The organism is Archangium gephyra, from assembly GCF_042230915.1.
GTDB classification, from domain to species: Bacteria; Myxococcota; Myxococcia; order Myxococcales; family Myxococcaceae; genus Archangium; species Archangium gephyra_B.
Genome location: NZ_CP102578.1, coordinates 6,777,782 through 6,802,381, shown reverse-complemented (window position 1 = coordinate 6,802,381; position 24,600 = coordinate 6,777,782). Strand labels below are relative to the sequence as shown.

The following is a 24,600-nucleotide window of genomic DNA, read 5'->3' as shown; positions in this document are numbered from 1 at the left end:
TCCTCTACGGGGGTGGAGGACGCGAGGGGGCGGGCCCGTGCGCATGCGCGCGGGTGCCGCCCCTTCGTCTTTGTTCACCCACGGATCTTCCGTGGTGGAGCACTTCTCATTCCAACCCTGCATTTCTACTTTCCCTCGTCCCTTTCGGTAGGTGGTGAGGGAGGCGATGGGGGCGGCCCGGCTTCTCGTGGAGCTCGGTGCGGGTGGGACGCACACGGTGCGGCTCGTCCGCCGGGAGCCCTCTTTTTCCTCGCACCCACCACAGGAGCTCGCATGAAGGCGGTCCTTCGTTTCGGTGCGCTGGCAGTGGGCATGGCGCTCACCGCGGGCGGAGCAGGGGAGGCGGCACAGCCCTCGGGTAAGCCCTCCCAGGCGGCGGAGTCGCGCAAGGGGGCCGCTCGCAAGGCGGCCTCGTCCAAGGCGGCCTCGTCCAAGCAGAGCCCTCCCAAGGAGGCGGCTTCCAAGGAGGCTGCTCCCAAGGAGGCGGCTTCCAAGGATTCCGAGCGTCAGACGGCCCAGGAGCGGGAGCCCGAGCGCCAGGGGCCGGCCCGCATGGGCCCCGCGCGCATGGGTCCGGGATCGGACAACACGCCGCGCATCGCCGATGCCCAGAAGGACGGGCTGGCGGACCGCAAGCGCGACGAGGCCATCGAGGGCTTCAAGCGCCTCATCCCCAAGCTGCAGGAGGGCTCGCACCGCCGGGCGGACATGCTCTACCGCCTCGCCGAGCTCTACTGGGAGAAGTCCAAGTACCTCTACCAGCACGAGATGAGCCGCCACCTCGAGGCGGAGAAGGCCTATGACGCGGCCACCGCCCGCGGCGAGCAGCGCGAGGCGCCCAAGGAGGATCACCGCGAGAGCGAGCGCTTCCGCTCCGAGACGATGCGCATCTACGAGGAGCTGCTGAGCGGCTACGTGGACTGGCCCCAGCGCGACGAGATCCTCTTCTACCTCGGCTACAACCTCCAGGAGCTCAACCGGCGCGATGACGCGGTGAAGCGGTACCTGCAGCTCATCGAGGAGTTCCCCCAGTCGCAGTTCGTCCCGGACACCTACGTCCAGCTGGGCAACCACTACTTCGACAACAACAAGCTCAAGGAGGCCCGCGGCTACTACGAGAAGGCCCGCGCCTCCAAGGTGCCCAAGGTCTACGCCTACGCCGTCTACAAGCTGGCGTGGTGCGACTACAACGGCGGCGCCTACGACGAGGGCCTCGCCAAGCTGCACGAGGTGGTGGACTACGCCGGCGACCGCGGCGAGGAGCTGGGTGACCTCAAGACCGAGTCGCTCAATGACGTCATCGTCTTCTACGTCAAGCTGGACAAGGCCAAGGAGGGCATCGCCTATTTCAAGGCGAAGGCCCCCGAGAAGCGCCAGGAGCGGCTGATCTCCAAGATGGCCGCCCAGCTCATGGACGTGGGTCTGTTCGACAGCGCCATCGAGACGTACCGCGTCCTCATCCAGGACAAGCCCATGGGCCCCGGTGCGCCCGAGTACCAGCAGTCCATCGTCCGCTCCTACGAGGGCCTGCGCCAGCGCAACCAGGTGCGCTCGGAGATGAAGCGCATGGTGGAGCTGTACCGGCCCGGCGGCGACTGGTGGCAGGCCAACACCGGCAACAAGCCCGTGCTGCGCAACGCCTTCGACGTCACCGAGGAGGCCATGCGCGTCATGGTCACCGACTACCACCAGGAGGCCCAGAAGACGCGCCAGGTGGAGACGTACCGGCTCGCCCGCGACATCTACAAGCAGTACGTGGACACCTTCGCCACCCACGAGGATTCCGAGTTCGTCTCCGACTCCGCCTTCAACATGCGGTTCTTCTACGCGGAGATCCTCTGGGCCCTCGAGGAGTGGGAGGCCGCCGCCGCCCAGTACGACGCCGTCGTCGCCTTCAAGATTCCGGACCGCGACTCGGCCCGCGAGGTCTCCAACGAGACCTACCGCAAGAATGCCTCCTTCGCCGCCATCATGGCCTACGACAAGCTCGTGAAGATCGAGCGCGGCCAGCTCGCCAAGAGCGACCTCAAGGACGGCCAGAAGGTCGACGAGAACAAGTCCAAGGGCCAGGTCGAGAAGAAGGGCCGCATCACCAAGAAGGACACCGACCAGGCCGAGGAGCCGCTCACGCGCTTCGAGGACCGGCTGGTCGCCGCGTGCGACACGTACAACAAGCTCTACCCGGACAACCCGGATGAGATCGATCTGCGCTACCAGGCCGCCCTCATCGTCTACGACCGCCACCACTACATGGACGCGGCCCATCGCTTCGGGGAGATCATCAACAAGTTCCCCGCCGAGCGCCGCTCGCGTGACGCGGCGGACCTCACCATGTACGTGCTGGAGTCGCGCGAGGAGTGGCTCGAGCTCAACAAGCTCTCGCGGCGGTTCCTCTCCAACGAGAAGCTGCTCAAGCCCAGCCCCGAGTTCGCCTCCCGCGTGGCCCGCGTCGTCGAGGGCTCGCAGTACAAGTGGATCCACGAGGTCGTCTACCTCAAGGAGAAGAACCCGGCGAAGGCCGCCGAGCTCTTCCTCGACTACGTGAAGGAGTTCCCCAAGTCGGAGAACGCGGACCGCGCGCTGACCTCGGCCATGGTCATCTTCCAGGAGGCCGGGCAGCTCGATCGCGGCGTGGCCGCCGGCGAGCGCGTCCTCACCGACTACGCGGGCAGCCCCTTCGAGCCGAAGATCCGCTACACGCTCGCGCGCCTCTACGAGAAGCTCGCCGAGTTCCGCAAGGCCGCCGCCATGTACGCCGCCTTCGTGGACGCCCATGACGCCGCCACCCGCGCCGCCGAGGCCCACAAGGCGAAGCCCGTGGCCAGCAAGGGCAAGGACGCCAAGAAGGACGCCAAGGGCAAGGACCCCAAGGAGTCCCTGTCCAGCGACGCGCCGAACGCCGACGAGGCGAAGTCCCGCAAGGACGAGGAGCGCCGCGAGCTGCTCGCCGAGGCCAGCAAGTGGGTGCCGGATGCCCTCTTCAACGCCGGCCTCTGGTGGGAGGGCGTGGGCGAGTCCGACAAGGCCATCGCCGCCTACCGCGCGTACATCGCCCGCTTCAAGGACCGGCCGGACGTGCCGCAGCTCGCCTACAACATCGGCCTCGTCCACGAGAAGGACGGCAAGCCGGCCGAGGCCGCGCGCGCCTTCGAGTCCTTCGCCGAGACGTACGGGCGCGACTCGCGCACCACCTCCGCCCAGCTCTACCTGGCGCGCTACCGGCAGCTCATCGCCTACCGCAAGCAGAAGAACGCCCGCGACACCGAGCGCGTCCAGGGCGAGCTCGTCCGCGGCTGGGCGAAGCTGTCCCAGGAGGAGAAGCAGCGCCCGGACCTGCTCGACGCCTACGGCCACGCGCGCTTCCTCGCGGTGGAGGCCGACTGGCAGCGGTACATGAACATCCGCTTCAAGAACGTCTCCACCATCCGCCGCGACCTCACCGCCAAGCAGCAGTCCATGCAGAAGCTGGAGAAGGCCTACGTGGACGTGCTGGGCACCGGCTCGGGCGAGTGGGGCATCGCCGCGCTCACCCGCATCGGCCTCGCCTACGCGGACTTCGCGCGCAACATCCTCGAGTCGCCGGATCCCGCCGGGCTCGACGAGGAGCAGACGGCCATGTACCGCGGCGAGCTGGAGAACCTCGCGCTTCCGCTGGAGGACAAGGCCACCGAGGCGCTCGAGAAGGCGCTGGGCAAGGCCTATGAGCTGTCGCTCTACAACGAGTGGACCCTGGCCGCGCAGGACCAGGTGAACCGCTACCGCCCCGGGGCCTACGCCCAGGTGCGCCAGGTGCCCTTCCGCGGCAGCGAGTTCTTCGTCACCTCGGACGTGGCCAAGGAGCCCGGCCTCCCCGAGGTCAGCCAGACCGCTCCGGCCACTCCGGCTCCTTCTTCCACCGAGACCCCGGCTCCCGCGGGCAGCGCGGCGCCCATTCCGCCCACCGCTTCCGGGGAGGCCCAGCCGTGAAGGTGACGCACATGCATCCGCAGGCATCCGCAGGGAGGACGTTCATGGCGTTCCGCCGCACCTTCGCCGCCGCCACGCTGGCCCTCACGGCCGCGTGCGCCACGACCTCGCAGGTGAAGCCCACGCCGGTGGCCACCGCGGCCCCGGCTCCCACCGCCCCGGCTCCCGCTCCCGTCCCCGAGACGAAGAAGGAGCGGGACCTGCGGGAGACCTTCGCCCAGGCCATCGCCGCCTTCGACGCGGGCGACTACGCGAAGGCCGAGGAGGGCTTCCGCGAGGTGGTGGCCAAGGCACCGCAGAGCCTCAACGCCCAGTTCAACCTCGGCATCATCGCCGAGCGTCAGGGCCGCCTCGCCGACGCCCAGGCCGCCTATGAGAAGGTCCGTTTCCTCGAGCCCGGCCATGTGCCCACGCTGCTCAACCTGGGCCGCCTCTACCGCGTGCAGGAGAAGTACGAGGAGGCCATCTCCCTCTACGAGGCCGGGCTCAAGGTCCCGGGCCGCGAGCACGAGGCCTCGCTGCTCAACAACCTCACCGTGGCCTACCGGCTCGCCGGCAAGCACGAGCAGGCCGAGGCCACCGCCCGCCGCGTGCTCGCGCGCCACCCGGACGACGCCGAGGCCTACAAGAACCTCGCGCTCGTCTACTACGACCAGGGGAAGTACCGGCTCGCGGAGCTGGTGCTCGCCAACGCGCGCAAGCTCGATGAGAAGGACCCCGGCATCTACAACAACCTGGGGATGATCTACCTGAAGCTGGAGGACCGGCCCCGCGCGCTCGCCCAGTTCCAGAAGGCGGTGTCGCTCGACGAGCGCTTCGCCCCGGGCTACCTCAACCTGGGCGCCATGGCGCTGGCCTGGCGCGACTACGCCGGCGCCGAGCGCTCCTTCTCCAAGGCCGTCGAGCTGGATCCCGCCTCCCACGAGGCCTGGCTCTACTACGCCTATGCGCTGGACGGGCAGAAGGGCCGCGACGCCAAGAAGGGCATTGCCGCGGGCGAGGCCTTCGAGAAGGTGCTCTCGCTGCGCGCGGAGCAGCCCGAGGCCCTCTGCGGCGCGGGCTGGGCCTACGCCGTCGAGCGCGCCGGCTGGGACAAGGCCGAGGGCTTCCTCCAGCGCTGCAAGGACCTGGGCTCCACGAGCGCGCAGGACAAGCAGATGATCGACGCGAAGCTCCAGGGCATCGCCGCCATGCGCAAGAGTGGCCAGCCCGAGCCCGCGCCCGAAGGGGAGAAGGCACCCAATCCGGCCGCGGTCGGAGGCAGTGGTTCGATGCTCGACAAGGTGTCCGATGAGGCGGCGCCGCAGGAGGGCGCGCCCGCGGAAGGTGCCGCGCCGTCGAGCGAGGCCGCGCCTTCGGGTGAGGCCGCGCCTGTTGAAGGCGAGCCGGCGGCCGAGCCCCTGAAGGCCGAATAACCTACCGGCCCCAGTGGGAAAATTTTTCCACTTACTGGGGCCTCGCGGTGAACGGGTGGAAGCGGATCGCTGGGATTTCGCGGCATTCCATCACCCGGGACGTTGGTGCAGGGCGTGCAAGGAAGCGGAAGGGAACCTCATCCGGGACCCGCTGTCCCATCCGACGAGGAGGCCTGACATGAGACGACTGGCAGCGGCAGTGGCGGTGGTGGCGTTGTGGGCGGGGCCGGCGCTCGCGGAGGAGGAGCCGAAGACCCAGGTGAAGGTCATCCAGGAGGAGGACAAGGTCGTTGTCCGCAAGAAGACGACGATCGACTTCTCCGACATGGCGGTGGAGGGCGAGCTCACCAAGCCGGAGGGCTCGTACGTCCTCAACCGGAAGAAGACGGACTTCCAGAGCCTCATCCGGGTTCGCGACAACTTCAATCCCGAGCTGCAGAAGTCGGTGGACAACCTCTAATGGGCGGCGTGGGCATGGCGGGTGGAAGGGAGGAGGAAGGATCCTCTATGGCGGCGGGGAAGAAGAACGGATTGACGCTGCGGATCACCGGGCCGGATGGCTCCGTACACGAGGCCGTCTCGGAAGCCGAGAGCGTCATCGTGGGATCGGGCGCTCAGGCGGCGGTGAAACTGCTGGACCCTCGGGTCTCGAACCTTCATGTGATGCTGAAGGTCGAGTCCACCGGTTCGGTGACGGCCATCGACCTGGGGAGCGAGAGCGGCACGCAGGTGGGCGGCCAGCGCGTGGTGGGCCCGAGGACGCTCTCGCCCGGTGACGTGCTGATGCTGGGTGGCTCGCGGGTGGAGGTGCTCTTCGGCAACGCGGAGCTGCCACCTCCTCCAGCGGGCGCGCAGGTGGAGAGCGGGGTGGGGCTGCAGGGCTCGGTGCTGCACGCTCGAGCCCCGGAGCCGCGCGCTCCGGACGTGGGCAACCGGGTGGTGCCACCGGGCCTGCGCAACCGGGCGGCTCCTGAGCAGGTGGCTCGGAACACTCCGGCTCCGGCGGCCAGGAAGGCGCGCTCGCTCGTCGCGGCGCACATCCGCGAGCCGCTGCCGCCCGAGGCGCTGCCCACCAAGGACGCCAAGGTCCTCCAGGTGCAGCTGCTCTGGGGCGATCAGATGATGTCGGTGCAGCACTTCCGGGACGGAGTGCCCGTCACCATCGGCGAGGCGAAGAAGAACTTCTTCCACGTCTTCGAGTCCGAGGTGGGAGCACGTCACGTGCTGGCGGTGGCGCGCGGCGAGCTGTTCGAGCTGCACGTCCCCGAGTCCGCGGGCGTCATCGTCACCCACAACGGGGACGTGCGCACCAAGGACAGCCTGCGCGCCGAGGGCAAGCTGACGGCCTCGGGCAAGGAGCACGCGTACACGCTCGGTCTGCATGACCGGGCCGAGGTGTCGCTGGGCACGCTCACCTTCGTGGTGCGCTACGTGAAGCCGTCACCGGCCGTGCCGGTGAGCTCGCTGGGCGAGACGGACCACACCTGGTTCAAGATCGCCGGCCTCAGCTTCGTGGCGGCCGGAGCGTTCCTGGCGGCCATGCTGCTCACGCCGCGCTCGGAGGCGCCCTCCAGCGACGACATCTTCGCGAGCCAGCAGCGCGTGGCGAAGTTCCTGGTGCAGCCGGCCAAGCAGATCGACACCAAGGTACTGGACCGCCTCAAGGGCGTGGAGGAAGGCGCCAAGGCCAAGGGCGAGGAAGGCAAGTTCGGCAAGGAGGAGGCGAAGAAGGCCGAGGCCGATCCCTCCAAGCCGGGCACCAACATCGTCAACAAGAACAAGCGCGAGCAGGACCGCAAGGTGGTGGGCCGGGTGGGCCTGCTGGGCGCGATGAAGAACCTGAAGGGTGGCGCCTCGGACGTCTTCGGTCCGGGTGGTCTGGGCACGGGCATCAACAACGCGCTGGGCGGCCTCAAGAGCGGTGCGGGTCTCGGGGATGCGCAGGGCGTGGGCGGACTCGGCTCACGTGGCTCGGGCACGGGCGGCGGCGGTACCGCGCTGGGTCTCGGCGGCCTGGGCACCAAGGGCAATGGGCGCGGCGCGGGCGGTAGCGGCGGCATCGACCTGGCCGGCCGTGGCAAGACGGTGACGAAGATCGTCCCCGGAAAGACCACGGTGATCGGCGGCCTCGACAAGGACGTGATCGCCAAGATCATCCGGAGCCACCAGAACGAGATCAAGTACTGCTACGAGACCGAGCTCAACAAGAACCCGAGCCTCGCGGGCAAGGTGGCGGTGGCCTTCACGATCGACCCGGCGGGTGGGGTGGCCGAGGCGAACGTGACGGAGACCACGCTGAACAGCTCGACCGCGGAGAACTGCATGCTCTCGCGCATCCGCCGCTGGAAGTTCCCCGAGCCGAAGGGGGGCGGTGTGGTGGCGGTGACGTACCCGTGGCTCTTCTCGCCCGCGGGTGAGTAGCCGCTCGCGTCCGCAACCGTAACGAAAACCCCTCTCCCCCCCTGGGGAGAGGGTTCTGGGTGAGGGTCGTCCCGATATGAAGAAGCCGCTGTTGGCCGCCGTGCTCGCGATGCTGCCCACTACCGCTCTGGCGGCCACCCCGCCGGAAGGTGTCCCGCTTGAGGTCCGCCGTGGCTTCTTCACCGAGGCCGACATCGGCGCGTTCTTCACGCTGGGCGGGGAGAACATCTACTCCAACGCGCAGACGTACCTGCAGCTCGGGGTGGGGTACGACCTGACGGACAAGATCTCCCTGGGCGTGCACTTCGGGCTGGGCTCGTCGGCGGCGAACTGCTTCGCCGGGTACATGCCGGGCACGAACGTGTGCAGCATGTCCGACAACTTCACGGTGGCGTTCGCCGACGTGACGGCGGCGTACATGGTGCCGCTGGCGGACCGGCTCTACCTGATGCCGAAGGTGGCGGCGGGCCTGTCGCGGTTGGATCCGGCGCCGGTGGGCAGTGGAGACCCGGGCGCGGCCCTGACGGCGCCGAACGCGGGCCTGGGCATCGGCATCGAGTACGCGACGCCGATGGACCATTTCTCGGTGGGCGCGGACTTCCTGGCCCGCTATCTCATCGGGCCCAACATCCCCACCTTCGCCTTCTTCCCGCGGGTGAAGTACACGTTCTGAGCTTGGCGGGTTCGAGTCCCGCTGCCTCCACATTCAAAGGCCCAGCAATCTCACCGGGTTGCTGGGCTTTTTCATGGGCCGTGCGGAAGAGCCCAGCAAGAGACGGCTCATTGGCCATCTGGGGCAATGGCCCGAGCCTCCCTCCTGAGCCATTACTGCTCCTTCGAATCTCAAGGGGGCCCTATCAAAAAGGCATTCACTCCGTTGCTGTTGGCGCTCACCGTGGCGCTGCTGGTGGGCTGCGCTGACTCTTCCTCCGAGCCGGGCTCAGCCCGATTCGCCGTCTCCGTGCGTCAGGCCCTCGCCTCCCGCATCGCTCGTGTCTCCGTCACCTCCAGCGCCGCGGACATCCCTTCGGTGACCGTGGACCTCGCCCCCTCCAACGGTGTGTGGGGAGGCACCATCGGCAACCTTCCCGCGGGCCCCAACCGCTCCTTCCTCGCTCGGGGCTTCGACGCGTCCGGCACGCTGCTCTTCGAGGGCTCCTCCTCTGGCGTCACCATTTCCACCCATCAAACGACCCTCGTCGCCATCACCCTCCAGGAGCTCCATCCCCCGCCTCCCTTCGAGAACGAAGCCCCTCTCATCGACGCTCTGGTCGCGTCCTCCACCTCCGTGGTCCCAGGCGGCTCCATCTCCCTGGAGGCCAAGGCCCATGATCCCAACCCGGGCGACACCGTCTCCTACGCCTGGCGCGCCACCGCTGGCTCCTTCTCCTCGGCCTCCGCTGCCTCCACTTCCTGGAGGGCGCCTGCCGCCACCGGCATTCACACCCTCACCCTCACCGTGACGGACTCCCGCGGCCTGTCCTCCAGCATCTCCCTGGCCGTCAACGTCTTCCCGGGCGGAGAAGAGGGCGAGGCGCAGCTCTCCATCTCCTTCAACAGCTCACCCCGGGTGGCTTCTCTCCGCGCCACTCCCACGCAATTGACCGTGGGGCAGACGGCCTCTGTCTCCGTCTCCGCTTCCGACCCGGATGGGGACAGCCTCTCCTATTCCTGGAGCGCCACCTGCGCCGGTTCCTGGCGCAACGCCTCCTCCCGTTCCGCCCGGTTCACGCCCTCGCACCTGCCCGCTGGCGCTTGCAACAACTGCCGCCTGACTGTCTTTGTTTCGGATGGGCGGGGAGGACAGTCCATGGGCACCGTCGCCCTGTGCGTTGGCAACACGCCTCCGGCCCAGCACTTCGAGCCCGTCATCCTCCGCTCCTACCGCTCCGCGGACACGGCCACCCCGGGCCAGGTGCTCACCTACGAAGTGGTTGCCAGCGATCCGCAGGGCTCGGCCCTCTCCTTCTCTTGGGAGACCCCGACAGGCTCGCCAGGCACACCGAGCAACGACGACTCCCGAGGCCGTGTCACCTGGACAGCTCCCTCCTGTGTCAGTGCTCCGCCTTCCATCACCGTCACCGTCACCAACGCCTTTGGCCTCACGGCGGCCCGGAGCTTCACGGTGGCGGGGCTGCCGGCCTGTGCCCCCGTGGGGAGCTGGACCCCCACGGGCTCCATGACCCAGACCCGCCATGGCCACACGGCCACGTTGCTGCCCAACGGCAAGGTCCTCGTCAGCGGGGGAGTGGTCGATGATGACATCTGGGAGCCTGGGGGGGATGACTCGTACAAGACGGCGGAGGTGTACGACCCGGCCACGGGCACCTGGAGCCCTACCGGCTCCATGGCCGAAGGGCGCGCGAACCACACGGCGACGCTGCTACCCGGCGGCAAGGTTCTCGTCGTGGGGGGCAGTCGCGGCGACCACCCGACAGCGGAGCTGTATGACCCGGCCACGGGCACCTTCAGCCCCACAGGCTCCATGGCTTTTCCTCGCTCCCATCACACGGCGACGCCGCTGCCCGATGGCAGGGTCCTTGTCGTGGGGGGCCGCGGCGACCACCCGACAGCGGAGCTGTATGACCCGGCTACGGGCACCTTCAGCCCTACCGGCTCCATGGCCTCACCTCGCTCCCACCACACGGCAACGCCGCTGCCCGACGGCAAGGTCCTCGTCGCCGGGGGAGGGAGTGGTTCCAGCCCTCTCGCGACGGCGGAGGTGTACGACCCGGCCACGGGCACCTTCAGCCCTACCGGCTCCATGGCCGAACCTCGCGAAGAGCACACGGCGACGCTGCTGCCCAACGGCCAGGTGCTCGTCGCGGGGGGAGCCCGTAGCTACCTCCCGACGGCGGAACTGTATGACCCGGCCACGGGCACCTTCAGCCCCACCGGCTCCATGGCCGGAGTCCACTCCTCCCACACGGCGACGCTGCTGCCCGATGGCAAGGTGCTCGTCGCGGGGGGATTCGGCGACAGCTTCTACGGTGCCCATGAGCTGGCGGAGGTGTACGACCCGGCCTCGGGGACCTGGGGCTCTCTCTCCGCCATGGCCACGCGTCGCGGAAGCCACACGGCGGTGCTGCTGCCCAACGGCAAGGTGCTCGTCGCGGGGGGATATACCCCCGATGGCAACTATCAGTACGCGGCGTCGGAGCTCTACACGCCTTGAATTCCGTGCGTCATGGGCTCGTCGAGCGACATGCCCAGGCTGAGCGCCTTGGGGTACACGCCTGCGTTCGATTCCCGCCGCCTCCAGTGCGCATCGTCCGGCAACCTCAGGAGCCAATCCCCGGTATTGTTGAAAATCCGGATAGACATGACAACCGCTACATGTATGATGGAGGCCTGACTTTCGGGTGGTCCTGCGTGGAGGTCCACACCGCGGACATGGGAGTCCTCCTCATGGTGAAGAGCTTCGGTGCAGTCGTGGTCCTGGGTGGTGTGTTCGCGCTCGCCGGGTGTGGAGGCGCCGTGGATGCCGCGCCGGAGCAGGAGCTCAACGCGCAGCTCGCGAGCACCGAGCAGCAGGTGACGAACGGCGTGACGAATGCCGCCTGCGCTCAATCCCTGACGCTCCGCAGCTCGCCCGGTGGAGCGACGATCGGCACGATGTACACCAACTGGAACGTCGGCGTGTCGAAGTTCTACGTGCAGTCGAGCAGCGGCGGATGGTCGTACGGCTACTCGTACTCGCTCGGGCTCTGGGGTTACGCGATGTCGTACTATCTGACGACGAACTACTATGAGCGGGGAACGCCCGGGCAGTCCGGGTACAGCTTCGCGTGCACGCGGTCCGACAGCTCAGGCTTCGGCGAAGGCTGAGCCCCGCGGGACGCCTTCAAACGGCGAGGGCATGTCGGGGACCCGCTGAGCAGGAGTGCCCATGTCCCGCGAAATCGTCGTGGATTTCAACGTGCTCCCGCGCGCCACGCGAGAGCGGCTCATCGACAGCACGGGCCCTCGGCCCGCACTGCGCTCCGTGCCGGCTTCTCCACGTCACGGAGCCCGCCTCCCCCCTCAGGGCGCGGCCTGATTGGGGTCGAAGTACTTGTGGGGCGGATCGAAGGGAACGCACTCGCCGCGTTTCTCATCGTTCGTGCTGCAGGTGAGCCCGTCGCGGCACTGCTCGAGGAAGTCGCACTCGGCCCCGAGCTCCAGGCTGTAGGGCTCCACCTGGACGCAGGTGCCACCGAGGCAGTTGAAGGCACCTGCCCGGCAGCCGTCATCCCACTGCTCGTCGACACATGCGCCACCGTCGGGAATTCGCGGTGTGCACACGCCCCGGTTCCACTGGTTGGGTTGGGCGGGGGGGATGACGACGTAGTTCCTGTACCCCTTGCAGTAGGCGTCAGGACCGCACTCCAGCTCGTGATCGCACTCTTCCCCGAGCGGGCGGTAGCCACAGCGCTGCGTGGAGGGATCGCAATGGTCCGACTGGCAAGAGCCCTCGCCACAGGGCTCACCGATCTCCCCGGGCCGGGGCTCCGAGGCTGGCACGCAGTACCCCCAGAAAAAGAAATCGTCACTGGGGCGAGGACGGCCGCAGTACCCCTCCGCACATCCGGAGTCCGAGTGACAGCTCCCCCCAAGCGCCGCCGGGCGGAGCTCATAGGGGTAGCAGGACTCTGGCCTCCACAGGAAGGCCTGGCTCTGACAGAAGGTCTCGACGCCATACCTGGGATGGACGTTCCAATACTTCTCGTAGCACTCCGCGAGTCCGCGGTGGCAGATCTCCTGCGGTAGCTGCTCGAGACACCGCTCGGCCTCGTCCGGCAGGAAGCGCCAGCCCTCGGTCAGCTCCTCCTGGTTCTTCTGGCACCGTGAGGTCAGGTCCGAGACACACAGATCGTTCCCGCCCTCCGCGATGATCTTGCACGAGGCGAGGCGCTCACACTGAACCCGCGCGAACTCCTCACAGAACTCCGCGGGCTCCAGGGGTGAAGGCGAAGGCTTACAGGCGGTGACGAGCAGAGCCACGGCCCAGAACGCGGCTCTGACCCGATGACAAACTTCGTCCATTGGAACTCCCCCCCTCCGTGACCCGGCGGAAAACCGGGAACACCCCCAGAGAGTAGCGAACGCACCTCGCACCGTCACCGGCTTCGTGCAACCCGCCGGGCCGGCTCTTCAGCGGAGTTGAGCACCCGGCCCGTGGCCGTCTTCAGCCGGGCCACTTCCTGCGGCGTCCCTTCCGCCACGATGCTCCCGCCCGCCTGGGACGCCACACGTCGTAAGAATTCCAGCCCGGTGAAGAGCAGGTGCGTGGTGCCGTCGGGCAGCGGGCGCTTCATCCGCCAGGCGATGCGGCCGTCCTCCGCTCGTGACAAACGCTCCAGCGCCAGCGCGCCGCGCGCCTCGTAGCGGCACAGCCGCTCCAGGCCCTGCCTGTGCGTGTACCCAGTGAGGATCCCTCGCTTTCTCGCCTGCTCCCTCGCTAGCTTCCCTTGCCGGGAATATCACCCGCCGACCTTGAAAGTGGTGGCTCTAATGCCGCCCCAACTCCCTGTCCCAGTCCGACAACTGCGTGGACACCGCGTATTTGTAGGCGCTGGAGAGCTCCTCGAACTTCTTCGCCGTACGCGCGTGAGCGGCCCTCACTGGCCGGTGAGGGTGGCCGCGACCTCCCGGGACATCTCGCGCCAGGCCGCGTGGGAACGGCGGAAATGCTCCTCCGGGGGCTGCTCGATTCCAAAGGTATGCAGGAGCACGGGCCCGGTGTAGCCGGAGCGGATCAACGGCCGCAGGTACGTGTTGAGCACGTCGAGGTCACCGCGATCCAGGGGTTGGATGGTCGTGGACCAGCCGGGGGTATCCTCCCGCGCGGCACCGTGGATGCTGGCGAGCACGAGCTGAGGGGCCGCGGCGGCGATCACCTCGGCGAGCCGATCGCGGTGGCCCGCCTTGAGCTCGTGACAGAGGTGGAGTGACGCCTTCAGCTCCGGCCGGTCCACCGCCTGGAGGAGGGCGAGCGCCTCCTCGACGGTCTCGATGGCGTGCTCGTCATGCGGATACACCACGACGCGGACACCTTGGGCCGTGGCCATGCCGACGAGCTCGCGGACCGCCTCGACCATCGTCTCGCGCGGCGCGGCGGTGCTGCTCAGGAGCAGCCAGACATCGGTCCCTCGCGGCGCGAGGGCGGCCAACATCGCGTCCACCTCTTCGCGGCTCCACGGCGTGTCGTAGCGGAAGTCGTACAGCACCGCGAAGAGCCGGAACCGGCCCTCGCGTACCGCGGGCTGTGTGGCGAACGTCTCGAACGCCGCGACCCCCGGCCAGTACAGCGCCATGCCCTCGTAGCCGAGGCCCTCGAGCAGCGCGATCTGCTCGGAGGCCGGCCGCGACTCGAGCGTGAAGTTGAAGGCACCGAAGGGATTCTCGAGCGATGCCGCCCGCGGCATGGGCCTGCATGCCAGCGTGAGGCCGAGGAGCGCGGCCAGGAGACAGCAAAGGCGCGTGGGCATACCGGAAGGGCGGACCGACATTCAAGGGAGCCTACCGCAAGGGACCTCCTGGGACCCGCGGGGACTTCCTGACGAGCGATTCATCGAGCTCGGGCGGCGGGAGCGTGGGACTCGAGCGCCTGAGTCTTCCGATGGACGGCGCGGTCTCCAGCAGGAGGGAGGACCTTGCTATCCCGGCGGAGTCCTCGCGGTCCATCGCTCCGGTGTGCCCGCGCCGCGCTCCGGCTCACATCTTCTTCTCGCCGGAGTCGGCGCTCTTGCCGCTGAAGATCGCGCCGTAGTCGATGACGAGGCTGATCTGCCCCAGCCACTGGCCCTGCGCGAACATCAGCTTGTTGCCGTTGACCTGGACCTCCTTGCCCCACCCGGCCATCGCGGTCACCGAGCCGTAGCTGAAGACGGGCAGGGTCCAACTGAGATACGCGCCGTAGTCGAGCGGCACCCAGAAGCCGTTGCGGAACGGCTGCGACTTCGCCATCAGCAGCATGCTCACGATGTCGAAGCCCGCGGTCGCCCGGAGCGCCAGTCCTCCCGCCCAATGCGGCGAGATCATGAAGCCGAGGTTGATCGGTAGCCGGAGGAAGATGTCGTCGGAGCCGGGGACGGACGCCTCCGAGTAGAAGCCGACCGATGGCCGGGTGCCTCCGCCGAAGTACAGCCCCGGCAGCAGGAACTCGTCCCAGCCGGAGAGCATCATGCCCGCCTCACCGAAGCTCGGGACCTGTCCCTCCGAGCCCGGCTGGAAGCCGCGGTACTCGTTCACGGTGCTCCACTTCACGAAGACGCCGCACGGGTAGCCGCCGAACTCCCCGGGCGCCGTCACGCGATACTTGTACGTGAGGATGCCGAACTCGCGGTTGCGCTCCGCCTGCTTGCGCCGCCCCTCGGCGGAGGCCATCGCGTCACCCGCCGTCATCAGCGCGCCGCACACCGCGCCGGTCGAGTCGAGCAACGCGACCTCCTGGGTGTCCGCCTGCACCCGCCGCTGGGAGAAGTCGAAGGGCTGGCCCTCGGGGTTCTCGTCGGCATCGATGTTGGCGGCCTCCGCCGTCATGATGCCGCGGCTGTAGACGATGTGGCTGCAGCCGCTCAGCGCGACGCAGAGGACGACGGGCAGCAGGACACGACAGGAGGGCAGGGGCATGACGAGCTCCTCGGGAGAGACGGGGCTGTGAAGGGGGTCAGGGATTGCCGCGCGCCGGCATCAGCGACTCGATGCTGACGACGGCGTTGATGCCGAAGCGCGTGGAGAAGCCGCCACGGAACGGGAGATCCAGCCAGAGCGGGCTGCCGTAGACGAAGTCACCCACCACGGTGAGCGGCTTCCAGGGCGTTGCCCACGCCGCCTCGAGGCCGCCGTACCAGGCCAGCCGTGGGGAGCCCAGCAGCAGCCCCAGCAGCGGTGACACCAGTCCAACGTGCAGCTTCCCGGTCAGGCCGACGTTGCCGGGGAGTTGCACGCCGACCTTCCCGTTCCCGAAGACGTCCAGCCCGACGTAGTCGTGCTCGAAGCCGATCCCCGCCTGCTCATCGAGGGACCAGCTCTCCAGCAGCATCGAGGCGCCGACGGACGCCATCACCGGCAGCCCCTCCGGGTTCCAAACGAGCGGCTCTCCTCCCACGTCGAAGGCGAAGTAGTCCCCGCGCTCGAAACGGGCCCCTCCGGCGCCGGTGAACGTCGTGCTCGCCGGCCCGAGGCCCAGCCGCAGATCCGCGGTGATCCGCGGGCCCGGGAGGATCTCGTAGGGTTTGTAGGAGTACTCGATGACGTCGCCGTTCTTCGCGCCCGCCGCGACGGCCTGGTCGATTGCTTCGTCGCGCGCCGCCGACTGGCGTCCGATGTTGACCAGCCCCGCGAGCAGGATGCCGCTCGTGTCCACCAGGCGGAACTGGTGGTACGTGCGGGAGTAGTCGACTTGGCGCGTGTACTCGAGCGGCGAGCTGTCCGGCGAGGTGTCCACCCGCGCCGCCGCCACTCCGGCGCCGTAGCCGACGCTGACGCATCCTGAAGAGAGCACGCCGACGGCGACGAGCAGCGCCAGCGCACGCTTCGAGCCCCCACGCGCGGCCGCCACGTCAGTTCACCGTGTAGACGGAGGCCTGGTCCGCGGCGACATAGAGCTTTCCGCGGACCTCCGCGCTGCCGCTGCCGATGGCGATGCTCCAGCAGCCGGGCGAGACGGTGAACTCGTACGTGTTCCCGTCCTCGATGCCCGTGCGCGAAGGGAGCCGGTTCAGGCCGTAGGTGGAGCTGTCACAGTCGGACAGCAGCACCGCGCCGAGCGTGTAGCCGCTCTTGTTGTCGATCACGATCTTGCCGGTCGGCCCGTTCGGCTCGCGCACGAGGGGACCGCCCTCGATGTACGACATGACTGCACCGCAGCCGGTGCTGACGACGGACAGCGCGAGGACGGCAGACACGACGAGTCGCTTGAGAGAAGTGTCAGGCATGCGGCAGATGTACCGCCGCGTGGATCCATGCCGCTATTGCATGGACATGTTATGCCGAACGGTAGGTGTAGGTAGCCACGCCGACACCCGCGTCCCCTGGGACGACGACTCCACCTGCGTGGTGCCGCCCGCGCCCTCCACCCGCGCCCGGAAGTTCTTGAGGCCGCCCTCGCTCTGCTCAAGCGCGCCGTGGGCGAGCCCCCGGCCGTCGTCCTCGACTCGAAAATGGATCCCTTCCGGCTCGCAGCGGAGCGTGACGCGGATGCACCGGGGCTGCGCGTGGCGGGCGGCGTTGTGCACCAGCTCCTGGACGGCGCGCACCAGATCGAGCGCCGCCTGGCCATCGAGCTCCGCGCTCGGGTCGGCGGCGGACGCCTCCACCACCACCTCGCGGTCTCCGCCGAGCTCACGGCACCGCTGTGCGAGCCGCGCCACCACGTCCTCCCAGGCGCGTGCCGGCGCGCGCAACGCCCAGACCACGGTGCGCAGCTCGTCCATGCCGGAGCGGAGCCGCTCGAGCAGATGCGCCACCTCGCCCTGCACGGGAGAGCCCTCGAGCCGCTGGTGGAGCGTGCGCGCCGTCCAGGTGAGGCTGGCCAGCTCGGTCCCGAGCCCGTCGTGAAGGTCGCGCGAGATGCGGTGACGCTCCTCTCGAAGGCGCAGCTCGGCCAGCTCGGCGCGGAGGCGGTCCCGCTCGTTGCGCGCCTCGGTGAGGCCGACGAACAGCCCCCGGAGCACGGTGGCCGCCACCACCACCACACCGCCGATGACCGCGGAGATCGCCGCCTTCGCGGGCTCTCCCTTGAGCAGGAACAGCAGCGCGAGCACCTGCGGCGCGACCACGAAGGCCAGGCCCTCGATGACGCGTCCGCTGGGCTCCATGGCGACGGTCAGCATCAGGCAGGCGAAGAGCAGCCAGAACGGGCTGAGCGGGTTCCCAGACGCCCACACGAGGGACAGCAGCGTGAGCGCGGTGGTCCACGTCTCGAGGGCACACAGCCGCCAGTAGGCCGGCGTGGCCCCTCGGCGCCAGAACACCACCGCCGCGGCGAGCGAGACGATCGCGAACACCCCCATCGCCAGCGCGGTGTCGTGGAGCGTGACCTCGAGCCGCGCGGAGACGCCGGAGATGAGCGGCAGCAGCGCCACCGCCAGCGCGCCCGCCATCAGTCCCGCCACCGCGCGGGGCGCGCGCAGCTTGCGGTGCGCCTCCACCAACGGGCCGCTGGAGGGCGGACTGCCGGCGAGGAGGCTCAGCTTCATGGAACGAAGAGGCCCAGCCGGACGGCTGCGCTCACCGCCTCGGCCTTGGAGCTCACCGAGAGCTTGCGGTACGTGCTGCGGACGTGTGCCTGGATGGTGCTCAGGCTCACCTGCATCCGTGCCGCCGCCGCGTCGTAGCTGGCGCCGTGGCAGAGCAGCACGAGCAGCTCGCGCTCGCGCGTGGTGAGCGGCTCCTGCTGGAGCACCGGCGGCGCCCAGAAGCGCCGGACCACCTTCCGGGCCACCGTCGGCGTCATCGGCGCGCCACCCGCGACCGCCTCGCGGATGGACCGGAGGAGGACCTCCGAGGTGGAGTCCTTCAGCAGGTAGCCCTGCGCTCCGGCTTGCAGCGCGGGGAACAGGTGCTCGTCGTCGTCGAAGATGGTGAAGACGAGGCCGGCGGCGGTGGGGTGCGTCGTCCTCAGCTCCGCCAGCACCTCCACGCCGGAGCGATCCGGGAGGCCGAGATCCACCAGCGCACAGTCCACCGGCTTCTGTCGCTGAAGCCACGAGATCGCCTCGCCTCCGCGCGAGAAGGCGCCAGCGAGGCGCATCCCGGACTCCGGTGCCTCGAGCGCCTGCCGGACCGAGGCGAGCAGGTGGGAGTCGTCTTCCACGACGACGACGTTGAGCATGTATGCAACTTTACAGCGAGCGCCTCGGATCTCGGCAATCCGCGGCCACCTGCTCCGCGCGCCTGGAGGTGACGCGCCGCGGCGTACGGGCAGGTGCCGCCGCGATGTCTCGCTCTTCCAGCCACTCGTGACAGGTCCTTGCTCGTAGCGGATTCATCTCCACCTTCGGTGCAAGGGGCGCAGGGGGGCGGAATGAAGTGCAAGGGCGGACGGGCGGGGTGGGCAACTCTTTTCATTCTGGCGGCATGCGGCGGCGGGACGGAGGTGCCTCCCACCCGGGTGGTGGAGGAGACCCCTCCCGCTGCGCAGGGTGAATCCCCACCCCCACCACAGCCGGAGATTCCTCCCGTCGTCTCCCCGCCGCTCCCCTCGGCTGCCTGCATGCCACGGCCGGCCGAGCCCGCGCCCCTGTTCACGAACGAGCAGGGGCAACCGCGCTCCTGGGTGCCCGTGGGCCCCGCGCTGGAATACAACCCCGAGCGCAATACACCGCAGACCCGGCTGGGGCTGGCGGTGGACCCAACGGGAGCGCCCGTCGTCTCGTGGGGCGAGTACAACGGCGCCGTGTGGGGCTACTTCTTCCGGCGCGCGGAGGGCAACGCGTGGTCGCAGGCGGCGGCTTCCGTGTTCCCCCTGCCCGCGACGACGTACAGCCCGATCGGCCGCCCCGCCTTCTCCGTCGATCCCCAGGGCCGTCCGGTGATGGCCCTGCTCGAGACGACCGGACACTCGACGGGCACCGTCCGGCTCCACCGCTGGGAGGGCAGGTTCTGGTCGGTCCTGGGGCTCGGACTCCAGGCCGCCCACAACCGGCTGACGGAGGTCACCAGCGCGGCGCTCGCCTTCAACTGCTCCGGAGAGCCCGTGGTGGCGTGGAGCGAGATCGGCCCCGGCGAGCCCTCCCTTGGCATCCATGTGAGCCAGTGGGATGGACAGTTCTGGCAGAGGGTAGGGGAGCGGCTCAGCGCGTACCCGGATGGCGTGCGCGGGGATGGCTCCAATGGAGAGCGTCCCAGCGTCGCCGTGGACTCCCGGGGCTTCCCCGTCGTGGCCTGGGAGGAGTCGGCCTTGCGGGAGTTCATCACCCGCATCCACGTCCGTCAGTGGGATGGCGCCCGGTGGCTGCCCGTGGCGGGTGGCGTCGCCAGCGAGGACATGGCCACGAAGGGCAATTCCCATCATCCCTCGCTCGTGCTCGATGGCGCGGATGTGCCCTACCTCACGTGGACCCAGCATGAGGGAGCGGCTTTCGGCGAGTTGAATCCGGTCCGGCGCCCCTCGGGGGAGCAGTGGGCAGGCATCATCGAGCCTGGACCCAGGAGCGAGCCGGTGCTCGCGGCGCTCGGGTCCCGTGTCTTCCTGCTCTTCGCGCGGGAGGAGCGGCTGGAAATCCAGACCTGGGATGGACAGGCATGGCAGCCCGTGGGCGGGCCGCTCCAGGCGCTGACGGGCGAGACGATGCTGGGCGAGTGGGCGCTCGCCGTGGACCCGCGAGGGCTGCCCGTGGTGGCGTGGATCGAGTACACGCGCAACCCGACCCCGCCTGGGAAGATGGGCCCGGCGGAGTTGGGCGAGACCCATCTCCACGTCTGGCGCTTCCAATAGCAATTCCCGGTACCTTTGCGGAGATGATCGACCACACTGGCATTGGCGTCGCCGACGTCGCCCGCTCCGCCGCCTTCTACGATGCCGCGCTCGGTGCGCTCGGCCTGCGCCGGGTCATGGAGCTTCCCGAAGGCGACGGCTCCGACGGCGTCGGCTATGGCGTCGACTACCCCGTCTTCTGGATCGACCGCTACCATCCGCACTCCGTCAGGCAGCACACCGCCTTCGCCGCCAGGAGCAGGGCAGAGGTCGATGCCTTCCACGCCGCCGCCGTGAAGGCGGGTGGCACGGACAACGGCCCGCCCGGGCTGCGCGACACGGCCCAGGGCTACCCGCCGGGCTACTACGCCGCCTTCGTGCTCGATCCCGACGGCAACAACATGGAGGCGGTCTTCCGCGGCGGCTGACCCGTCTCCCAGCAGCATGTCAGGGGCCTCCTCTACGGTGCGCCTCCCTCATCGGAGGAATCACACCATGAAGCGTGCCATGCTTGCCCTCGCCGTGCTGCTGCCCACCCTCGTCCTCGCCGCCGAGCCGGCCGCCACCACGAAGGCGGAGCCCAAGGATTCGAAGTTCCTCGTCAACTACCTCACCCAGACCCAGAAGGACTTCCTCAAGTCCATCGACGGGCTCTCGGAGGCGCAGTGGAAGTTCAAGCCCGCGCCGGATCGCTGGTCGGTCGCGGAGGTGGCCGAGCACATCGCCCTGTCCGAGGACATGTTCGGCGAGAACATCACGGGCAAGATCCTCAAGACGCCTGCCGCGACCGCCGAGCAGATGGCCAAGACCCAGGGGCTCGAGGAGAAGATCCTCCAGGGCATCACGGATCGGACCCACAAGTTCAAGGCGCCCGAGAAGCTCCAGCCCGCGAGCAAGTTCGCCTCGGCCCAGGAGGCCGCCAAGGCCTTCAACGCCCGGCGCGAGGCGCACATCGCCCTGGCCAAGGGGACGCCGGAGAGTGAGCTGCGCAGCCACGTCAGCGGCCCGTCGCCCATGGGCGACCTGGACGCCTACCAGTGGATGATCTTCATGGCCGCGCACTCCAAGCGGCACACCGCGCAGATCGAAGAGGTGAGGGCCGACCCGAACTTCCCGAAGAAGTAGGGCTCGAAGGGGCTCGACAACCGACGCTGGCTGGAGTTCTCTTCGCCTACCCCATGCGTTGGCTCGCGCTCCTCTTCCTGCTCTGCTCTACCGCAGCCGTGGCTGCTCCCGAGGGGTCCCCCCGCGGAACCTCCCGCAAGAAGCCAAAGGCTCCTCCGCGGGAGGCGAGCCCCGAGCCCTCGCCGGCAGTGAAGCCCGTGGAGCAGATGCGATACTCCCTCGCGCTCGCGGGGGGCGCGTTCTACGGCGGTGGCTTCAACCGCGGCCCCCAGGGCTCGGCGCAGCTGACCCTGACGCCGCCCGGCTGGGGCCGCTTCTCCATCGACGTGGAGCTCGGCTGGCGGCTGGCACGCTTCCGCACCGGAGTGGGGGTCTCCGCCATGCACTCCCTCCCACTCCTCGCGGCCGGACGGATGAACCTCGTGCGGATGAAGCACCTCGGCGTGGACGTGCGCGCCGGCTTGGGGCCGGTCCTGGTGCTGCACCACCTCTCGAGCGACTTCTCCGCGAGCTCCGTGCGCTCGGCGCTCGGCTGGGAGGTGCTCGCGGGGGTCCAGTTGCGCTTCCCGCTGGGGGCGTTCGAGCCGTTCCTCGACGGGCGGGTGGGGCTCGGCGAGGCGTACATCCCCTTCGTCATCGGGCGCTCGATAGGTGTGCAGGGGCTCGTCGGTGTGAGGTATCAGCTGCCATGAGGAAGCTCGTCTCCATCGCCGCGCTGGTTTCGCTCCTGGCCTGCCAGGACTGGCCGGAGCCGGTCATCCGCTCGGTCTCGCCGTCGGAGATGCGCGCGAGCGAGTCCACGGCGCTCACCCTCGACGCCGAGCTGGTCCTTCCCGCGACGGTCGACTACAGCAAGGGGAGCCTCGAGGTGGACACGCGGGTGTCGGTGCGCATCGGGACGCTCGAGGTGCCCACGCTCACTGTCTCGCCCGAGGGGGTCACCACCCGCGTTCCGTCGCTGCTCGCGCCCGGCAGCTACGATGTGAAGGTGACGCTCGGGGACGGCCGCACCGCCGTGCGCAAGGGGGGCCTCACCGTCGTCGAGGGGGAGTGGCCGGAGGGCTACAGCATCGACCCCATCGGCCCGCAGCAGCGCCTGGAGCCCTTCACGGTGACGGTGCGCGCGACCGGCGCCAACGCGGCGGCGTTCCGCGGCAACGTGCGCCTGGAGATAGGGGCCGGCGCCAGCATCGGCCCGCGCGTGAGCGAGCCCTTCGTGGACGGGGTGCTCACGCAGCAGGTCGTGGTCGACTCCATCCAGTCGGACGTGGCCATCCGTGTCACCGACATCGCCGGCCATGTGGCCACGTCGAACACGTTCTTGCTGCGGTGACGGGGTGACTCGACGCCGCGTGTCGCTGGTGGGGGGGCCCCTGCGTTGTGCGGGTCATTCCAGCCCGCGACCCAGCTGGGCGGGTGAGCATGGGCCAGGTTCCTTGCTCCTGCGGAGCAGGCTCGTGCTTCCTACCTTGTTCATACGTGGACCTCATGCCGCAATCCGAGCGGCTCGCCTCGCGACCTGGGCGGGAGCCCTCCCATCGCTCATCACCCCCGCTCGGCGGCCTGCTTCGCGGCCTGGCGGGAGTGGAGAAGCGCTTTTGGGGGCTCGTCGTCGTGGTGGGCCTCATCTCCGGCCTGGGCGCCGTGGTGCTCCTCAAGGTGCTCCGCTTCACCCAGCATCTCTTCTGGCGCAGCGAGGTGGAGGGGTTCCTCGCGGGGGTCATCGCCTCGCCTCCGTGGCGCCGCTTCCTCGTGCCGGTACTCGGCGGTGCGCTCGTCTCCCTGATGACCCTGCTCGTCGGGCGGCCCCTGCGCGGGCACGGGACGGCGGGCATCATCGAATCCATCTGGGTGAAGGCTGGCGAGCTGTCCCTGCCACGGGCGCTGTTCCGGGGATTCATCTCCATTCTCGCGGTGGCCCTGGGGGCTCCCCTGGGCCGCGAGGGAGCGCTCCTGCAGACGGGGGCCGCCAGCGGCTCCGCCCTGGCCCGCTGGCTGCGGCTTCCCTCGGGACAGGCCCGGCTGTTGGTGGCATGCGGGGCCGCAGCGGGGATCGCCTCCGCCTACAACGTCCCCATCGGCGGCGCCCTCTTCGGGCTGGAGGTGTTGCTGGGCAGCTTCGCGCTCGAGCTGTTCGGCCCCATCGTCGTCTCGTGCGTGGTTGCCACCCTCGTCTCGCGTGCCCTCGTCGCCGACCGGCCCAGCTACGTCATTCCCCACTATGTGCTGACGCGGCCGCGGGAGCTGCTGCTCGCGCTGCTGCTGGGCGTGCTGATAGGCGCCGCCTCCGCCCTCTACGTGCGTGTCATCAACCTGCTGTCGGACCGGCTGGACGAGGTGCCCCGCAGGCTCCAGCCCTTCCTGCCGCTGGCGGCCATGAGCCTGGTGGGCCTGGCCGCCATCTGGCTGCCCGAGCTGCTCGGCAATGGCTATGACGCGGTGAACTCGGCGCTGCTCGGGAGGATGTCGCTGCTGTTGCTCGCCATCCTCCCGCTGGCCAAGCTCCTGGCCACGTCGGCGTGCGCGGGCGCGGGCGTGCCCGGCGGTCTCTTCACCCCCTCGCTCTTCTATGGAGCCCTGTTGGGGGGTGCCTTCGGACAGGTGGCTGGGATGCTCTGGCCCGGCGGCGCGCCCAGCGGGGCCTATGCGCTGCTGGGCATGGGGGCCGTGCTCGCTGGCACCACGCATGCGTCCGTGTCCGCCGTCCTCCTCATCTTCGAGATGACGGCGGACTACGATCTGATGCTGCCGTTGATGCTGTGCACGGTGCTCTCCGCGGCGGTGAGCCGCTGGCTGGAGCCGGAGTCGCTCTACACCTCGGTACTCAACCGCCGCAATGTGCGGATGCCCCCCAGTGTCCCCCAATGGCTGCGCGGGGAGGGGACGCGTGCGTTGCTCAAGCCCGTACAACAGCGCATCCCTCCCTCGGCGCCCTTCCAGGAGGTGGTGCTGCTGCTGCTGGAGCAGCCACCTGGAACGGACCTCTACGTCACGGACCAGGAGGGCCGCCTGCTCGGCACCATCGTGCTGGATTCCCTCAAGGGGCACCTGCCGGATCACACCCTGCTGGATGCCACGGTGGCCGCGGACGTGATGGACACGCAGGTGCCCGTCATCACCCCGGACCTCTCGCTGGCCGAGGTGGCCCGGCGCTGTGGGAAGACGGCGCTCGAGTGCTTGCCGGTGGTGGACCAGGAGCGGCGGCTGCTGGGCACGGTCTCCAAGACCGACGTGTTGCAGAGAGGGCACTTCTGATGGACCGGAGGAGCG

The 24,600-nt window shown here is 69.1% G+C and carries 21 protein-coding genes; 13 read left to right on the top strand and 8 right to left on the bottom strand.

What is annotated here, in order from left to right:
• Window positions 1-273 precede the first annotated feature (273 nt).
• The 7 genes from NR798_RS26545 (at window position 274) to NR798_RS26515 (ending at window position 11,630) form a co-directional block, all read left to right on the top strand.
• Window positions 274-3,966, top strand: a complete 3,693-nt coding sequence (locus NR798_RS26545) for a tol-pal system YbgF family protein (protein ID WP_375765296.1) — start codon at window positions 274-276, stop codon at window positions 3,964-3,966.
• 44 nt (window positions 3,967-4,010) lie between these two features.
• Complete coding sequence (locus NR798_RS26540) at window positions 4,011-5,381, top strand: tetratricopeptide repeat protein (RefSeq protein ID WP_375765295.1); 1,371 nt, start codon at window positions 4,011-4,013, stop codon at window positions 5,379-5,381.
• Between the two features lie 178 nt (window positions 5,382-5,559).
• A complete protein-coding gene (locus NR798_RS26535) occupies window positions 5,560-5,841 on the top strand; it encodes a hypothetical protein (RefSeq protein WP_375765294.1) in 282 nt (93 codons plus the stop codon).
• A 47-nt stretch (window positions 5,842-5,888) separates the two neighbouring features.
• A complete protein-coding gene (locus NR798_RS26530; protein WP_375765293.1) occupies window positions 5,889-7,802 on the top strand; it encodes an AgmX/PglI C-terminal domain-containing protein in 1,914 nt (637 codons plus the stop codon).
• A 76-nt stretch (window positions 7,803-7,878) separates the two neighbouring features.
• The gene (gene cglE, locus NR798_RS26525) at window positions 7,879-8,475 is read left to right on the top strand and encodes an adventurous gliding motility protein CglE (protein ID WP_375765292.1); all 597 of its coding nucleotides are present in this window, start codon (window positions 7,879-7,881) and stop codon (window positions 8,473-8,475) included.
• Between the two features lie 204 nt (window positions 8,476-8,679).
• On the top strand, window positions 8,680-10,977 hold the full coding sequence (locus tag NR798_RS26520; RefSeq protein WP_375765291.1) for a kelch repeat-containing protein: 2,298 nt from the start codon (window positions 8,680-8,682) through the stop codon (window positions 10,975-10,977).
• A gap of 218 nt (window positions 10,978-11,195) precedes the next feature.
• Window positions 11,196-11,630, top strand: coding sequence for a hypothetical protein (locus NR798_RS26515; protein WP_375765290.1), 435 nt, complete (start codon window positions 11,196-11,198; stop codon window positions 11,628-11,630).
• 195 nt (window positions 11,631-11,825) lie between these two features.
• Here the strand turns inward: NR798_RS26515 and NR798_RS26510 are convergent, their stop codons facing one another.
• From NR798_RS26510 to NR798_RS26475, 8 genes are all read right to left on the bottom strand, one after another.
• Complete coding sequence (locus NR798_RS26510) at window positions 11,826-12,785, bottom strand: hypothetical protein (RefSeq protein ID WP_375765289.1); 960 nt, start codon at window positions 12,783-12,785, stop codon at window positions 11,826-11,828.
• A gap of 116 nt (window positions 12,786-12,901) precedes the next feature.
• Window positions 12,902-13,144, bottom strand: a complete 243-nt coding sequence (locus NR798_RS26505) for a hypothetical protein (protein WP_375773824.1) — start codon at window positions 13,142-13,144, stop codon at window positions 12,902-12,904.
• A 258-nt stretch (window positions 13,145-13,402) separates the two neighbouring features.
• Window positions 13,403-14,209, bottom strand: coding sequence for a sugar phosphate isomerase/epimerase family protein (locus NR798_RS26500; RefSeq protein WP_375765288.1), 807 nt, complete (start codon window positions 14,207-14,209; stop codon window positions 13,403-13,405).
• Between the two features lie 289 nt (window positions 14,210-14,498).
• Entirely contained in the window at window positions 14,499-15,416 is a 918-nt protein-coding gene (locus NR798_RS26495; protein ID WP_375765287.1) for a hypothetical protein, read from the bottom strand.
• 37 nt (window positions 15,417-15,453) lie between these two features.
• Complete coding sequence (locus tag NR798_RS26490) at window positions 15,454-16,347, bottom strand: hypothetical protein (protein WP_375765286.1); 894 nt, start codon at window positions 16,345-16,347, stop codon at window positions 15,454-15,456.
• A 1-nt stretch (window position 16,348) separates the two neighbouring features.
• On the bottom strand, window positions 16,349-16,693 hold the full coding sequence (locus NR798_RS26485) for a hypothetical protein (RefSeq protein ID WP_375765285.1): 345 nt from the start codon (window positions 16,691-16,693) through the stop codon (window positions 16,349-16,351).
• A 63-nt stretch (window positions 16,694-16,756) separates the two neighbouring features.
• The gene (locus tag NR798_RS26480; protein WP_375765284.1) at window positions 16,757-17,986 is read right to left on the bottom strand and encodes a sensor histidine kinase; all 1,230 of its coding nucleotides are present in this window, start codon (window positions 17,984-17,986) and stop codon (window positions 16,757-16,759) included.
• Window positions 17,983-18,621: a response regulator gene (locus tag NR798_RS26475; protein ID WP_375765283.1), complete on the bottom strand. Its 639-nt coding sequence runs from the start codon at window positions 18,619-18,621 to the stop codon at window positions 17,983-17,985. Before NR798_RS26475 ends, NR798_RS26480 begins: the two co-directional genes overlap by 4 nt.
• 381 nt (window positions 18,622-19,002) lie before the next feature.
• Here NR798_RS26475 and NR798_RS26470 point away from each other — a divergent pair, with 381 nt between their 5' ends.
• The 6 genes from NR798_RS26470 to NR798_RS26445 all read left to right on the top strand — a co-directional run bounded on the left by NR798_RS26470 (window position 19,003) and on the right by NR798_RS26445 (window position 24,585).
• Complete coding sequence (locus NR798_RS26470; RefSeq protein WP_375765282.1) at window positions 19,003-20,226, top strand: hypothetical protein; 1,224 nt, start codon at window positions 19,003-19,005, stop codon at window positions 20,224-20,226.
• A 23-nt stretch (window positions 20,227-20,249) separates the two neighbouring features.
• Window positions 20,250-20,633: a VOC family protein gene (locus NR798_RS26465; protein WP_375765281.1), complete on the top strand. Its 384-nt coding sequence runs from the start codon at window positions 20,250-20,252 to the stop codon at window positions 20,631-20,633.
• Between the two features lie 67 nt (window positions 20,634-20,700).
• Window positions 20,701-21,330: a DinB family protein gene (locus tag NR798_RS26460; RefSeq protein ID WP_375765280.1), complete on the top strand. Its 630-nt coding sequence runs from the start codon at window positions 20,701-20,703 to the stop codon at window positions 21,328-21,330.
• A gap of 206 nt (window positions 21,331-21,536) precedes the next feature.
• The gene (locus tag NR798_RS26455; protein ID WP_375765279.1) at window positions 21,537-22,022 is read left to right on the top strand and encodes a hypothetical protein; all 486 of its coding nucleotides are present in this window, start codon (window positions 21,537-21,539) and stop codon (window positions 22,020-22,022) included.
• Window positions 22,019-22,663 (top strand): IPT/TIG domain-containing protein, encoded by a 645-nt coding sequence (locus NR798_RS26450; RefSeq protein WP_375765278.1) that lies wholly within the window; start codon window positions 22,019-22,021, stop codon window positions 22,661-22,663. The genes NR798_RS26455 and NR798_RS26450 overlap by 4 nt, the downstream gene beginning before the upstream one ends.
• Before the next feature lie 251 nt (window positions 22,664-22,914).
• Window positions 22,915-24,585: a chloride channel protein gene (locus NR798_RS26445; protein ID WP_375765277.1), complete on the top strand. Its 1,671-nt coding sequence runs from the start codon at window positions 22,915-22,917 to the stop codon at window positions 24,583-24,585.
• Window positions 24,586-24,600 lie beyond the last annotated feature (15 nt).